Here is a 14,579-nt window from a genome sequence, read left to right as displayed (position 1 = left end):
GGAGGAACGATGAAGGCCATAGCAAACGTCGATTTTTCGCCGCAGGTTCCGGACCAGCCGGAAACCAGCTGCATCCTGATCGTCGACGATGAGGAGCGAATCCGCGCGGCCTATCGACAACTGCTCGCGGCACCAGGGCGGAGCATCGAGGAATGTGCCACGGGGGGGGAAGCGATTGACCGCCTCGACCGCCGCGACGTCGACATCCTGATCCTGGACCTCAATCTGCCCGACGTCCATGGACTGGAAATCATGGAATGGATGGTTCAAAAGCACGTTCCGACGGCGGTGCTGGTCTTCAGTGGTGACGAATCGATCGATTCGGCAATCCGCGCGCTGCGCCACGGCGCTTTCGAATTCATCCGCAAGCACGGCAACGCGCAGGAGCTCATCGACGCCGTCGAGCGCCTGCAGAGCCGCCGCCGGATCGAACGCGAACACGCGATGATGACCGTCCAGCTCGAAAACTCCGAGCGCCTGCACCGCTTTCTCGTCGAGCAGTCGCCGGACATCATCTACACCCTCGACCGCGACGGCCGTTTCATCTTCATCAATGGCCGCGTCGAAGCACTGCTCGGTTACTCGCGCGGTGAACTGCTCGGCAAGCACTACTCGCTGATCGTTCATCCCGACGACCTGGAGCACGCCCGTTTCGCGTTCAACGAGCGTCGCATCGGCGATCGCGCGAGCACCAATGTCGAAATCCGGCTGCAAACCAAGACCCAGGGGGTCCGCCACTTCGAGAATCGGACCATCGTCACCATTCTCAGCGCGCAAGGCCTCTACGACACCACCGACGGGCCAGCCACGCAGCACTTCATGGGTACCTCGGGCGTTGCCCGCGACATCACCGACCGCAAGAAAGCCGAGGAAACGATCGCCTTCCAGGCCTTTCACGATCTGCTCACCGGGCTGCCCAACCGGATCCTGTTCAAGGACCGGCTGGGAGTCGCCCTGACGCAGGCGAAAAGAAAAGGCAAACGGCTTGGCGTGATGTTCATCGACATCGACCGTTTCAAGCTGATCAACGACAGCTACGGTCATCACGAAGGCGACGAGCTGCTCAAGCGCTTTGCCGAGCGGGCGCGCAGCTGCCTGCGCTCGGGCGACACCCTGGCCCGCCAGGGGGGCGATGAATTCACCGTCCTGTTGCCCGATCTGAGCAGCGCGGAGGACGCGGCGGTGATCGCCGAGAAGCTGCTCGCCGAGCTGAAACTTCCCTTCAAGATCGCGGGACTGGATTTCTTTGCCACGGTCAGCGTCGGCATCTCGCTTTACCCGGACGACGGCGAAAGTGCCGAACTGCTGATCCGCAACGCCGATATCGCGATGTACCAGATCAAGGGCCGCGGCAAGAACGGCTACCTCCAGTTCACGCCGGAAATGCACAGTGGCCACAGCCTGCGCATCACGCTCGAGAGTGACCTGCGCCTGGCGCTGGAAAGCGGCGGCGATCAGTTCGAACTTCACTATCAGCCACAGGTCAGCCATCGCGACGCGCGCACCGTCGGCATGGAAGCGCTGATCCGCTGGCACCACCCGCGACTCGGCCTGATGACGCCGGACACCTTCATTCCCCTGGCCGAGGAAACCGGCATGATCGTGGCCCTCGGCGAATGGGTACTCGAACGCGCGCTGAGCCAGCTCGCCGACTGGCGCGACAAGGGCTTTACCGGTCTGCAGCTGGCCATCAACCTGTCGCCCAAGGAATTCGACCGCGCCGACCTGCCCGAACGACTGCTGCGCCGTCTCGAAGCCTACGCCATCCCTCCTGATGCGCTCGACGTCGAGATTACCGAGAATCTGTTGATGAAGGACGCCGAGAAGAACATCGACATGGTCAAGCAACTGCGCAACAGTGGCCTGCGAATTTCGATCGACGACTTCGGCACCCGCTATTCGTCACTCAACTACCTGCGCCGCTTCCCGATCAACAGCATCAAGATCGACCAGTCGTTCGTCCGTGACCTGAACGCCGGCAACAGCAACTCGACGTCGATCATTCACGCCATTTCCTGCATCGCCCGCAGCTTCGGCTTGCGCATCCTCGCCGAAGGCGTCGAAACCGAAGCGCAGCGGCAGTTGCTCAGCGGCCTGGCGTGTGACGACATGCAGGGCTACCTGTTCAGCCAGCCGCTGCCGGCCGCCGAATTCGAAGCCTTCCTGACCGGCAGCGCCTTCCCGTCGCGCACGACCGTCAACTAGCCCACCGGCAAGCCCCGCGAGCGCAAATCACGGGCTGACCTGCGGCACGAGTGTCAACTCATGCTGCGTCGCTTGCGGCAAAAATGGCGTCGCTTCGCCTTTCACCCACGCTTCGTGCCCGGCCAGGTAGTAGGGAGAAAGCGGGTGCCCGCTCTGCCCCCCGGGCATATGAAAGATCGCGCGCTCTTCATGGCCGGGAGAAACGACCATGCGTTGCGAGGAGCCGAACGAAGGCGCCGCAACTCGCGGCATGTTGGCATCGCCATCGACAGCTTCGACCGGCGCGTTCAGGAAGCTGCCGACCAACGGAATGAAGCGACTCAGCGGGTGCTCGATCGCCGCCGTGTTGCGCGCACCCCAGGTGAGTTCCGCCAGCCGTTCCTTGTTGTCCGCCCCCAGGGAAAGCAACGTCGCCTTCAAGACCTCGCGCTCGAAGTCGCCCCACGAAGCAAACGGTGCCGGCAGGAGATGCGCGGGCTTTTTCTCGATCACCTCCCAGAGCACGCCCTCCCACTGGTTCGAGAGCGAGCCGATCTTGAGGTCGGGCTGTGCGGCATAGGCGGCAGACAGCCAGGCCGTGAACAGCGTGTCACGCAGCATGTAGCGATAGGCCCTGACGACGCGATAGGCCACCGAGTCACGACGCGCACGCAAGGCTTCTTCGGATTTCAATCGAACCAGCAAGGCCTTCCCCACGTCGTCCTGCAGAACGCTTTCGTCGGCCAGCAAACGTTCCAGATGTTCCTTCCAGCGCGCCAGAAACAAGCCGCGATCGTCAAGCGCAATGGCCAGCAGATCGTGCTCGGCAAAGGATTCGCGGGCGAACAAGTCGTCGCGAATCTGTCTGGCGCGGGCTCCCAGGTCATAGCCGCCATCACCGATACGCCTGAGCATCTCGCCCGAGGCGACGCGGTTGTTCGCCGTCCATAAGCGGCCTTCAGGCGGGTTCAGGAGCAGCGGATATTCATCGTCGGCGAGGTAGCCTTGCCACGAACACGATCCGTCGGCGAAGCTGACCGGTTCTTCGCCGTCACATCCGACACGCCTGGGAATGGCGCCGATGATCGTCCAGGCCAGATTGCCGTCACTGTCGACGAGCAGGATGTTTTGCGACGGCAGGCGCGCCCTGTTGGCAACGCGTATCGCGTCGGCGACGTTCTCCGTCGTCTCCAGGGCAAGAATTCCGAAGTCGATCGCCTGCGTGACGTCATGGGCCAGCCATTTGAAAACGAACTTCCGGCCATCAGCACCCGTCTCGGCGACCGGTCCCCAAATCGTCTTTTCAATGGCCAGACGCCGCGCTGGCGCACCTTTGACGTCGATCGTCTCGACGACCGTTTCCAGCGGGTATTCGCCGTTCGGCGTCAGGTAGCTTCCCGGGCGCGCCTGCTCGAGAATGATCACGTCACTGAAGTCGCCATAGCTGTTGGTGTAACCCCAGGCGACCTTGCCGTTGCTGCCGACGACGACAAGTGGTGCTCCGGGCAAGGACACGCCGGTGACCTGGTGCCGGTAGCGACCGCCCGATGGCTCGTCTTCACCATAGCGAATCTGCATCCGAAACCAGATGTTCGGCACGCGCAGCTTCAAGTGCATGTCATTGTGCAGAATCGCCGATCCGTTGTCGCTCAGCTCACCCGAGACGGCCCAGCTATTACTCCCCGGGAATACCGGCTCCAGACGGTCGTTGTTTTTCAGCGGCAGTTCCAGCCTTGCCGACCAGTTCGCCAGGCTTGATTCCTCGGGAATCGAAGGCGGCAACAGCGGCTTGCCCCATAGTGGTGCGTCCCATTCCGAGCCCTTGGCTCGCAGGAAGGCGTAGAGCGATTCGGGAACGCGTTCTTTCACGTTCATCCGGGTCAACTTCTTTTCCGGCGTCGACGGCTGCAGCACCAGGTACATCGAGTACGCCGCCAGGATGCTGTCCTCGGCCGTCCAGGCGACGGGTTCGGCGTGCAGCAGCCAGTATTCGAAGGGCTTGGCAGCGAGACCGTGCAAGCCCGCGTTTACGCCGTCCACATAGGCGTGCAGAATCGCCGACTGGTCTTCGGCAAGCTGGCCAGCAATGACGCGGGCACGCGCGCGCAACTGGTGAATCCGAACGAGCTGGTCGGACTCCAGCGCCGCGCCGCCGAGCAGGGCCGACAACTCGCCGGCCGCCTGACGGCGCATCAAATCCATCTGGAAGAAGCGCTCCTGCGCATGCACGAAACCCATCGCCCTGGCCACGGCCGTGCGACTGTTCGCCGAAATGGCGACCATGCCGACCTCGTCCCGCGTGACGCTGACCTCCTCGTCCAACCCGGCAATCGCCACTACGCCATCGAGGACCGGCAGGCTGGCGCGCAGTTGCCAGTACGCCCAGGACAGCAACACTCCCGCCAGCAATACCGAGAGCAACGCCAGGCGAGCCGCCCACTTCCGGAGTTTTTGCATTGAACGGGGTTCTTGAGTTCGATCGATTGCCCAGTCTAGCGCTGTGCTGCATTTTTGAGGAGGCTTTTGGCGACTGCTGAAAGCAGGGCGAAAGCCCTGTGCTGGCCGAATTCCGCAGGGTCCATGCCGGGGCGGCTCTCGTCGCCACCCCTGGCGCTCATGCCCCACCACATACCGTCATTGCGAGGAGGCGTAGCCGACGCGGCAATCCAGTTCCATTCTCTGACTACGGGTGCGCCACGTCAGCCCGGCGAAAAACAAGACCTCGGGATTGCCACGTCGGCGACGCCTCCTCGCAATGACGTGCGGGCTACTGTCCCTCGACGCTGCGAACAAGTGTGCCGTCAGGCCTACCTGGCACCCGCCGCAGCAGATTTGCTCCGTGCACCATTCCCGATGTCGTTGAGAGCCAGGCGGCCGGGCGGTTCGACGCCAGCGCGGGAATCCGGCCGCGTGGCGGATGAAACGACCTGCACGCTGCTGGCGTCCGCTGCCGGCGTCGCACACTGTCCCTGCGGCGAGTCGCTGGCGGGCGTTTTGTCGTTCCTTTGCGGGCAAACCGCTTTCTGTCTCACCGGTTGGCAGCGCCGATCGGAGAACTCAACCCGGCCATCGACCTCGCACCTGAACAGCGAACCGGCGACAGCCGGCTGGCAGATCTGCAAACCGAGAAGAACCACAAGCATGCTCTGCAATTTCATCGCCAACTCCCTCGTCCGTGTCCGCCCAATGCGACAATCTTTGCACGGCGCAGATATTGACTTGGTGTCGAAAGTCACAGGCAGGCGGCGATCTCCGGCTGCGGGCGAATTCAGCCTGCGCCGGGACGGCGGGAAACAGCAGCGCGCCGGCTTGCTCCACCGTGCACGTCTCGCGGCCTTTGCGCGCCCGCTCGCGGCGCGAAGGAAACGATTTCGATCACTGCCGCACTGCGCCACGACGCCCGCCGCGATCGCCCGCCAGGAAACGCAGCGTGGTCGCCGGCAGGTCGGCCCAGAGACCGACCAGGTCGGCCGTCGACAGGTGGGCACCGACGGCACGAGAGTCGGCCCAGGCCCAGGGACGCCACATGAGGCCCCGCAGAAACTGGGCAGCGCCGTGGCGGACGAGCACGCCGTCCATCCCCGTCTGCCCGGAAACATCGGCGACCACACCCGACAGCGTCAACAAAGCCTTGCGAAAGAGCGCGATCTCTTCCGGGAAACGAACGGCCGAGGCCGCTGCCAGACTATCCATCAGCGACGTCATCCAGTCGAAGCCGGGAAAGCGGCCACAACGCACCTGCGCAATCGCTGCTCTGACCGCGACCTGCACACGGGTTTCGTCGCCAGGCTGGCCCAGCGCGGCGATTGCCGTGCACACGCGCGTCTCGTTGAGCGTCACGGCGCCCAGGACGAGTTGCACGACCGCCTCGCACTGCGCCTTGGTCAGCCGTGTGGTGAGTGCCCAGTCGATGATCGCCAGGCGTCCATCTGCGGTGGCCAACAGGTTGCCGGCGTGCGGGTCGGCATGAAACATCGCCCCCGCCTCGCCACTGCCCCAGAAGGGCTGGGCCAGCAAGGCCCTGGTGACCCGCTCGGCACGCTGGCACATTTCCCCGGCGGGCAGGTCCTGGTGGGTCACCTTGCAGCCATCGACCCTTTCCATCGCCGTGACCAGCGGCGTACAGAAAGGAAACAGCCGCGGGATGAGGATATCCGCTGCGCCTGCGTAGAGATCGGCAGCCTGCCGCAGGTGCTCCTGTTCCTGGTCCAGGCGGACTTCGTTGGCCAGCAGACGGGCGACCATTTCCAGCGTATTGCCGTAGTCGAGCACCGGCAGTCCGTGGTAAGCGCAGCGTTCTTCCAGAAACGTCCCGAGCAGCGGCCAGATGGCCAGTTCTTCCTCCAGCCTGTCCTGCACCCCCGGGCGCAGAAGCTTGAAGACGCCCCGCTGCGGCGCTTCGCCTTTCGCCTGGCGCCAGACGAAAGGCACGACGACGGCGACACTGCCCTCGGCGATCGTCTCCTGCCCGAGCTGCAGACCGGCGACAGTGCCCACCTCGCGATCGAGCAGCGAACGCAGCGCAGCCAGCGAATCGGTCGGCGCCAGTGTTTCGAGTTCCTGCAAACGCGCGCGTAAATCGGCCGACAGGCGCCGGTCGTGGGCCACCACCTGCCCCAGCTTGTGCAGGGTCGGGCAGAGACGGAACAGGCTGAGCACGCGCCGCTCGCGGCTGGCGGCAGTCGGCAGCGCAAGCTGTGCTGCAAGGATGGCTTGCTGACGCAGCGGGGAAAGGCGTTGCAGGAAGAACGACAAGCCGTCCGCGACCAGTGGCCGATACTGCGCGTAGTTCGCCGGCAACAATTCGGTGAGCTGCAGCAGCATTTCCAGCGGGCCGCTGTGCTGCTCGATTTTCGAGGGGAGGATCATGATGGAGATGGCCAGCGCACTGGCGGAACGGGAGGCTGATGAGCAGGGCGATGGGCCCATTGTAGACCGGATGGAGCAGCGCGTAAGCGGGCGCGCCGGCAGCGCGCTGGTCGCTATCATCACCGGGCATTTTCCGCTACTGTATCCCGCTCGTAAAACCAACCCCAGCAAGGAGTTACCAACATGATCGGATACGTGACCGTCGGTGTAAGCAACATGGACAAGGCGAAGGCGTTCTACAGCGAGCTGCTCGCCGACCTGGGCGCCAAGGTGTTGATGGACATGGGCCGCATCGCCTTCATCGGCAGCACGATGGACGCCCCGATGCTGAGCGTCTGCATCCCCTACGATGAAAACGACCCCAGCCCGGGCAACGGCAACATGATCGCCATCAACCCCGGCTCCAAGGAAAAAGTGGACGCGTTGTACCTCAAGGCGATCGCGCTGGGTGCCAGCTCCGAAGGCGAGCCCGGCCAGCGCGTTCCCGATGTCTTCTACGGCGCCTATATTCGCGACCCGGACGGCAACAAGATCGCTTTCTACGAGTTCGGCTAAGGCCGGGAACGCAGGCCGGTAAACTCCAGTCGCGCTCGATCGCTTCGTCGCCAAATCCGGGCCACCACTCCCCAGCCACCGTCATTGCGAGGAGGCGGGATACGGCGTTGGATGATCAGCCCTTCTTCCTTGTCCACTTGTCGAGGTAGTACCTGACGCTCAGACGATCCCTTGGGCGTGGCTTGTAATGCGTCTTGTCCCGCTCGATTTCATCGTAGATATTGCGCGACGAGGTGTAGTAGTAGAGAGCGACCGACCTCCTGGTGATGTGTTCTGGCGTGCGCAACGGCTCCGGATGCCCGTGATTGCTGTCCTCGTCGGTGTTGAAGATGACGCAGCGATTGTAAACAGGCGAGACTCTCTTCAGGCAGGCCGTCATCTTCTGGTCCCAGAGTTCCAGATTGCCGCCGTACTCCTCCTGCCAGTTCTTGTTCAGATAGATGATGACGTTGATTCGGCGCACCAAGTGCAGCTTCTTGTTGATCCTGAAGTCGGCGTGTACGCCCAGCAAGCCGCCGGTCTTGGTCTCGTGCAGCCCACCACCATCGAAATAGGGGTCAGGGATGAGACCGTCTATGGTGGTCAGGTTTTCGAGGAACTGCAGCATGGCCGCCGAGTTGAAAGCGGAAAATATGTTTCTGAGAGTGGGATTGCACCGATTCGGGTTGATCTGCCGCTTGTGCAATCCCTTGTAGCCCCGCTCATAGAGCTTTTCGTCATTGGTCCGTTCAGCCGGGAAATTGGCGTGAATGCTGTCGATCACGTCGGCCGGCAAGAAATTATCGATCACCACATGGGGAAATGGCCCGGCCGCGGTATACGTGGCGGTCAGTTGGCGACCGAACGCGCTCGCTTCGTCAAGGTTGAAATCCAGTTCCTTGCCGAGGGTGATTGGCAGTGCTGCTACTGTAGAACTCATCGCCGCTCCAGAAGTCGATTGCAGATCGCGTGACTGCTCGCCATGCGGCTGCGCGTCGTCACACCAGCGGAAGAAGTATACGTGAGCGGGGGTTCGCCGGCGGCATCGCTTTCCACCCCCGACTCCCGACCGCCACCCTCAGCGCGCCGCCCTGCTACGCGCCTTCATCCAGCGCGAGCCTGACCGCGGCGACGATCCGCCGCCGGCCGCGCGCGCGGCTGACGAGATTGGCCTCCTCGCCGGTGGAATCCAGCCATTCGACCAGGCGCGTCAGCGCATGACGCGTCGTCGTTGCGTCGCGGCAGTTGGCCAGGAAGACCATCTGGATCTTCTGCACCTTGTCGGCCACGTAGACGCCAAAGGGCGCGGCGACGATGGTCGCGTCGGGAAAGCCCAGTTGCCGCATGGCCTGCGACTCGCTGACCGTCTTCAGACAGGCGACCAGATGCACGGGGCCGGCCAGCGACGGGGCCTCGCCGCTGGCGTCGTAGCCGTGATCCCTGAGAAAGGGTTGGCCGACCAGTTCGCGCGCGGCGGCGACACCAAAGGCGGCGGGCAGGCCGTGCACGATGGTGAGCAGGGATTCGTCCGCCAGCGGCCAGTCCCAGCCGCCGGCAACGGACGACAGAGGGCTCGCGCCCAGGTCGCGCAGCGCTTCGCCCAGCGCTTCTTCCATGGCCTGCTTGCGGGCGCCGAAATCGAGCCGGCTCCAGTCGAGGGCGGTGCCGTAGGCAAAACGCCCCTTGCGCGCCTCGCGGCCGCCCAGCTTGACCAGGCTGGCGACGGCTTCGCGCAACGCTTCGAGACTGCGCGCGACGACATCGTCGGCGTTGCGCGCCTCCGGCGAGGTCGGGTTGAGGGTCTGGAAGTATTCCTGGAAAGTCCTGTCGGCCTTCGTCTCGGCGGCCGATTTTCTGGCCGGAAACGTCACCTCGAGCACGCGAACGACCTTCAGCCTGGCCGGGCCGTTGTTCCAGACTTCCTGGAACTCGGCATGGCAGATACCGATCTCGCCACTTTTCGGTGCCCAGCCGGCTTCGCCCGTATATAGGGCCAGGACGATGTCGGCCTTGCGCACTTCTTCGAGCGAGCGGTTCCAGGCGGTATCGAGGTCGCCCTGCGACTGATCGGGCGCGTTGTCCGATATCCAGACCTCGAACAGCGCTTCACCGAGCAGCGGCTCGTCGCGCAGCCTGTCGTGCAGGCGCTTGCGCACGACGGTCATGCTTACTTGCTGCTCGCCGTCGGCGACCAGCGAGGAGCACCGGCTGGAAATCATGATGCGGATTCTCTTGAAATCGGCCATCGCGTTGCCCTCGATAAGCGCTGCACGCTACCTGCCGTGACGGTTTTCGGCCCGCCGGGACGCTGGCGTCGTCAGCAGTGCGGTGCCGCGACCAGCCGCCAACAACGCTCAGTTGGCCGCGCCGTGCTGATGAATGTGCACATCCCGCTGCGGAAAGGGGATGTTCAGCCCGGCGGCGTCAAAGCGTTTCTTGACCTGTTCGTGCAGATGAAAATGAACCGCCCAGTAGTCGCCTGAATTGACCCACGGGCGAACCACGAAATTGACGCTGCTGTCGCCGAGCGCGACGACTTCGATGGTCGGCGCGGGCTCCTTGAGGATGCGCTCGTCGCTGGCGACCAGCTCGTTGAGCACCCTGCGGACCTGGTCGAGATCGTCGCCATAGCTGCAACCGACGATCATGTCCAGCCGCCGGGTATCGTTGGCCGAGTAGTTGATGATCGTTCCGGCCATGATCTGGCTGTTGGGAACGAGGATTTTCTTGTTGTCGGGCGAGTGAATGATGGTCGTCAGAATCTGCACTTCCTTGACCGTCCCGGCGACCCCGGCGGCTTCGATGAAGTCGCCGACCTTGTAGGGGCGGAAGGCGACGATCAGGACACCGGACGCGAAGTTGGACAGCGAGCCCTGCAGCGCCAGGCCAACCGCCAGGCCCGCAGCGCCGAGAACGGCGAGCAGCGACGTCGTCTGCACGCCAAGAGCGCCAATGGCGGCGATGATCACCACCACCAGCAAAACGGCGCCAAGCATGTTGCAGAGAAACTTCTCGAGCGTATCCTCCATGCCCGTCTTCTGGAAAGCCTTGCGCGCGAAGTTGGTCACCGCCTTGGCCAGCCATCGGCCGACGAGAAAGATCAGAATCGAGGCGATCACTTTCAGGCCGATCGACGTCCCCTGCTCGGTCACCAGGACAATCAGCTGGTCGACGTTGCTGTAATCAATGACTTGCGCAGCGGCTTTCTCGACCGCCGCGACCGCGTTTCTTTCCATGTCCGCTTCCTCCGATCCTTCGATTTCAAACCACTGGCTGGGCCATCGCCTGCCGCAGTTCCCCGCCTGGCCAGCGGCGACGGGGGAAAAGGGCTGAATCTTGTCCGACCCTGCGCTCAGCGACTCAGCGCATCAAGCGCGGCGGCCAGGCTGTTCACGGTGCGCTCCGGGTTGTGCAGTTTATCGAGGCCGAACAGGCCGATGCGAAAACTGCGGAAATCGGCCGGCTCGTCGCATTGCATGGGCACACCGGCGGCGGCCTGCACGCCGATGGCGACGAACTTCTTGCCGGACTGGATATCCGCGTCGTCGGTGTAGCTGACGACGACGCCTGGCGCCTGGAAGCCTTCGCCGGCGACACTCTTGAAACCCTTGCTGGTGAGCAGCTCGCGAACCCGGCGGCCGAGTTCCTGCTGCTCCTTGCGGACACGCTCGAAGCCGTAGCTTTCGGTCTCGAGCATCACGTCACGCAAGACCGCCAGGGCGTCGGTGGGCATCGTCGCGTGGTAGGCATGGGCGCCTTTCTCGTAGGCCTCCATGATCTGCAGCCATTTCTTGAGGTCGCAGGCAAAGCTGCTGCTGCTGGTTTCGTCGATGCGCGCACGCGCGCGCTCGCCAAGGGCGACCAGCGCGCAGCACGGCGAGCCGCTCCAGCCTTTCTGTGGTGCGCTGATCAGCACGTCGACGTCGTTGGCGACCATGTCGACCCAGACGGTCCCGGACGCCACGCAATCGAGGACGAAGAGTCCATCGACGGCGCGGACGGCGGCGCCGACGGCGCGCAGGTAATCGTCGGGGAGAATCAGGCCCGAGGCGGTTTCGACGTGCGGCGCGAAGACGATCTCCGGCCTTTCGGCGTGGATGCTGGCGACGACGTCTGCGAGCGGCGGCGGGACGAATGCCGCCTGCGGCTCCTCGTCAACCGGGCGCGCGACCATGGCCACGCTCTCGGAGGCGATCCGCCCCATGTCGAGGATTTGCGTCCAGCGGAAGCTGAACCAGCCGTTGCGGATGATCAGGCACTTCCTGTCGGTGGCAAACTGACGGGCGACCGCCTCCATGCCGAAGGTGCCGCTTCCCGGAACGACGATCGCGGCCTTGGCGTTGTACACGGTCTTGACGATCCTCGAGATGTCTTTCATCACACCCTGGAAGCGCCGCGACATGTGGTTGAGGGCGCGGTCGGTATACACCACCGAGTACTCGAGCAGACCATCGGGATCGGGTTGAGGAAGGAGTGCGGGCACGATTGTCTCCATTGGGTGATTCGGCGAGCCGAGTTCAGCGGGTGCACGGGAAGTCCGTGCGGCACAAGGCGTGCAGGATAACGCCAAGTCCGGACGCTGCGCTAGTCGGGGCGGGCGCAGCACCTGGCTCTGCCGTGCTTGCCGGCGGCGTGTCGAAACGGACAACCGCTGGCCACCGTCGGCCAGGGTTCCGCGGCTCGGGCGACCGCGCCCTGTCGCGCAAGACGCTGGACAGCCGTTACACTTCCACCCCTTGAGCAGAAGGCCGCGTCGCGCGGGCCGGGCATGATGCACGGCACGGCTGGCTGCCAGAGGCGTGCCAGCTCTCACCAGACACTGGAGACCCCCAATGGCCGGAGCCAGCCTGCTTGCCCTGATCGATGACATTGCCACGGTCCTCGACGACGTCGCGCTGATGACCAAGGTGGCGGCCAAGAAAACCGCCGGCGTGCTCGGCGACGACCTGGCACTGAACGCGCAGCAGGTGTCCGGCGTACGCGCCGAACGCGAACTGCCGGTGGTCTGGGCGGTCGCCGTCGGCTCGTTCAAGAACAAGCTGATCCTCGTACCCGCGGCGTTGGCGATCAGCCGCTTCGCGCCGTGGGCGGTGACGCCGCTACTGATGATGGGCGGCCTCTATCTCTGCCTCGAAGGTGTCGAGAAGATTGCGCACAGGTGGCTGCACGGCAAGAGCGACGGCGAGGATGGCGCGCACCACGGTGAAGGGCTGGCGGTAGTGGAAGGCGAAAGCGTCGATCTGGCAACCATGGAAGCCGCCAAGATCAAGGGCGCGATCCGCACCGACTTCGTGCTCTCCGCAGAAATCGTGGTCATAGCGCTGGGCACCGTCGCCGGCGCGTCGTTCGCGACGCAGGTGGCCGTTCTTTCGGGAATCGGCGTCCTGATGACGGTCGGCGTCTACGGCATCGTCGCCGGCATCGTCAAGCTGGACGACCTCGGGCTGTACCTGCTGAAGAGGAGCGATGCACTGGCGAAAGCCGTCGGCCAAGGCCTCGTGCTCGCCGCGCCGCGCCTGATGAAGGCGCTGACCGTGATCGGTACGGCGGCAATGTTCATGGTCGGGGGCAGCATCCTCAGCCACGGCATTCCGCCCGTCCATCACTTCATCGAAAACGCGGCTGATATCGCCAACGCCATGGGCAAGGTCGGTGGAGTGCTCGAGGCCTTGAGTTCGCTGGCGCTGGAAATGCTCGTCGGCGTCGTTGGCGGCAGCCTGGCATTGCTCGCCGTACGGGCTTTTTCGGCGGTCCGCAGCGCCGTCCGGCGGCCAGCGGAGAAACGACAGGGGCCAAAATGACATCGCCAAGGCCGCGGGCAAAGCCGGGAGCACGCCCCGGCCAGCCGCCTACGCCGCCAACCGCCAGCCGACTTCGGTCTCTTCGAAGACCTGACGCGCTTCGTCCTTCTGACGATCGGTCTCGTTCCACTGGGCAATTAGCTCGGTGACGCGAGTGGCGCCGTGGATATGCTCGAGGTACATCAGCCGCAACATGCGCTCGGCCGCAATGGTTGGCCGGCGCTTGCCGCGCTCCCAGAGCGACGCACTCTGCTCGTCGACGCCGAGGCAGTCGCCGAGTCGCTTCTGCGACATGCCCATTTCGACGCGCAGGAAACGGATCTCGACGCCGGTCAGGCGCCGCTTGTAATCGACCAGATGGCGACCGATGGTCCGGTGCAAGCCGTCGATATCGTAAATCTCGAGGCACGGACCGAGCCCGTCGACGTCCTCGTAGCGGAAACCGCTCGCCAGCCAGATGTTCTTCAGCCCGCAGTCTTCATACTTCAGCATGTCGCCCATCTCAGCCCTCGACAACGGTGGCCACGACGGCCAGCTCGCCGCCCGCGCCGCCTTCCTGGGCGTCGCCAAGCTTGAAGATCACGCCAACCGTCAAACGAGCGCCGGCGTAAAACCAGCTCAGATTACACCGCCAATCGTCCCCCGCATCCTTGTGCAGCGGCTCGCTGACCAGGCCATTCTTCAAGGTTTCCAGCACCTGCCGGCGGCCGATGTAGCGATTCTTCATGCGCGCTTCTGCCTGCTCGCTGAACACCAGGCGGCGCTGGCCGTTACCGACTTCCTTGACCCACTCCATGGCCTGCCTGGGAGTGGGTTTGATGCCGGCGAGCTTGCTCATGACGATCCACCGTGGGTCGCAATTGGCGACGGTATTGAATTCTTGTGGTGCCCAGGAAGGGAATCGAACCCCCACACCTTGCGGCGGCAGGACCTAAACCTGCTGCGTCTACCAATTTCGCCACCTGGGCACAGCCAGCCGCCAAGTCAAGCACGTGCCCGAACACGAAGCACCCATATGGCGACCCGGCAAGCACGCCGGCCCAACCGCGCCGACGCCAGTGCGGCATTCTAACCGCGACACGCCGGCGCTGTCAGCATCTCCGCGCCGCAGCGACCGCCAGGCGACGCCCGCTGCGTCCTTGCCTTCTCCTCGTCCCCTCGCCCATCGTCAGCGCACGTCGCCACGGTGAT

13 protein-coding genes and 1 tRNA gene are annotated in these 14,579 nt (G+C 64.1%); 4 read left to right on the top strand and 10 right to left on the bottom strand.

From position 1 onward, the window contains the following. Positions 1-9: 9 nt before the first annotated feature. A complete protein-coding gene (locus QZ613_RS03235; RefSeq protein WP_291864844.1) occupies positions 10-2,205 on the top strand; it encodes an EAL domain-containing protein in 2,196 nt (731 codons plus the stop codon). Positions 2,206-2,232: 27 nt separating this feature from the next. On the opposite strand, the gene QZ613_RS03230 is transcribed toward QZ613_RS03235, so the two are convergent. The 3 genes from QZ613_RS03230 to QZ613_RS03220 form a co-directional block, all read right to left on the bottom strand. Further along, the gene (locus QZ613_RS03230; protein ID WP_291864846.1) at positions 2,233-4,641 is read right to left on the bottom strand and encodes a penicillin acylase family protein; all 2,409 of its coding nucleotides are present in this window, start codon (positions 4,639-4,641) and stop codon (positions 2,233-2,235) included. A gap of 350 nt (positions 4,642-4,991) precedes the next feature. Then, complete coding sequence (locus QZ613_RS03225) at positions 4,992-5,342, bottom strand: hypothetical protein (RefSeq protein WP_291981490.1); 351 nt, start codon at positions 5,340-5,342, stop codon at positions 4,992-4,994. A 217-nt stretch (positions 5,343-5,559) separates the two neighbouring features. Then, a complete protein-coding gene (locus tag QZ613_RS03220) occupies positions 5,560-7,053 on the bottom strand; it encodes an AarF/UbiB family protein (protein WP_291981488.1) in 1,494 nt (497 codons plus the stop codon). Here QZ613_RS03220 and QZ613_RS03215 point away from each other — a divergent pair. Beyond that, on the top strand, positions 7,052-7,240 hold the full coding sequence (locus QZ613_RS03215) for a hypothetical protein (RefSeq protein WP_291862973.1): 189 nt from the start codon (positions 7,052-7,054) through the stop codon (positions 7,238-7,240). The genes QZ613_RS03220 and QZ613_RS03215 overlap by 2 nt on opposite strands. Then, positions 7,237-7,608: a VOC family protein gene (locus tag QZ613_RS03210; protein WP_043563696.1), complete on the top strand. Its 372-nt coding sequence runs from the start codon at positions 7,237-7,239 to the stop codon at positions 7,606-7,608. The genes QZ613_RS03215 and QZ613_RS03210 overlap by 4 nt, the downstream gene beginning before the upstream one ends. Before the next feature lie 115 nt (positions 7,609-7,723). Here the strand turns inward: QZ613_RS03210 and QZ613_RS03205 are convergent, their stop codons facing one another. From QZ613_RS03205 to QZ613_RS03190, 4 genes are all read right to left on the bottom strand, one after another. Continuing rightward, a complete protein-coding gene (locus tag QZ613_RS03205; protein ID WP_043563698.1) occupies positions 7,724-8,527 on the bottom strand; it encodes a 2OG-Fe(II) oxygenase in 804 nt (267 codons plus the stop codon). A gap of 154 nt (positions 8,528-8,681) precedes the next feature. Beyond that, positions 8,682-9,806, bottom strand: a complete 1,125-nt coding sequence (locus QZ613_RS03200; RefSeq protein ID WP_291981486.1) for a hypothetical protein — start codon at positions 9,804-9,806, stop codon at positions 8,682-8,684. A gap of 135 nt (positions 9,807-9,941) precedes the next feature. Beyond that, the gene (locus tag QZ613_RS03195) at positions 9,942-10,823 is read right to left on the bottom strand and encodes a mechanosensitive ion channel domain-containing protein (protein ID WP_291862981.1); all 882 of its coding nucleotides are present in this window, start codon (positions 10,821-10,823) and stop codon (positions 9,942-9,944) included. Between the two features lie 116 nt (positions 10,824-10,939). Continuing rightward, a complete protein-coding gene (locus QZ613_RS03190) occupies positions 10,940-12,070 on the bottom strand; it encodes an aminotransferase class V-fold PLP-dependent enzyme (protein WP_291981484.1) in 1,131 nt (376 codons plus the stop codon). A 349-nt stretch (positions 12,071-12,419) separates the two neighbouring features. Here QZ613_RS03190 and QZ613_RS03185 point away from each other — a divergent pair, with 349 nt between their 5' ends. After that, positions 12,420-13,388, top strand: coding sequence for a DUF808 domain-containing protein (locus tag QZ613_RS03185; protein WP_291981482.1), 969 nt, complete (start codon positions 12,420-12,422; stop codon positions 13,386-13,388). A gap of 48 nt (positions 13,389-13,436) precedes the next feature. Here QZ613_RS03185 and QZ613_RS03180 read toward each other — a convergent pair whose 3' ends face one another. The 3 genes from QZ613_RS03180 to QZ613_RS03170 form a co-directional block, all read right to left on the bottom strand. Continuing rightward, complete coding sequence (locus tag QZ613_RS03180; RefSeq protein ID WP_291862987.1) at positions 13,437-13,880, bottom strand: helix-turn-helix domain-containing protein; 444 nt, start codon at positions 13,878-13,880, stop codon at positions 13,437-13,439. Positions 13,881-13,890: 10 nt separating this feature from the next. After that, positions 13,891-14,226, bottom strand: coding sequence for a hypothetical protein (locus QZ613_RS03175; RefSeq protein WP_291862989.1), 336 nt, complete (start codon positions 14,224-14,226; stop codon positions 13,891-13,893). 45 nt (positions 14,227-14,271) lie between these two features. After that, positions 14,272-14,356 (bottom strand) — tRNA-Leu (locus tag QZ613_RS03170). Positions 14,357-14,579 lie beyond the last annotated feature (223 nt).

The organism is Candidatus Accumulibacter sp. ACC005 (assembly GCF_907163215.1).
GTDB lineage: Bacteria > Pseudomonadota > Gammaproteobacteria > Burkholderiales > Rhodocyclaceae > Accumulibacter > Accumulibacter regalis.
Note: the sequence above shows the minus strand (reverse complement) of the source record. Positions and strands in the feature narration are given on the sequence as shown.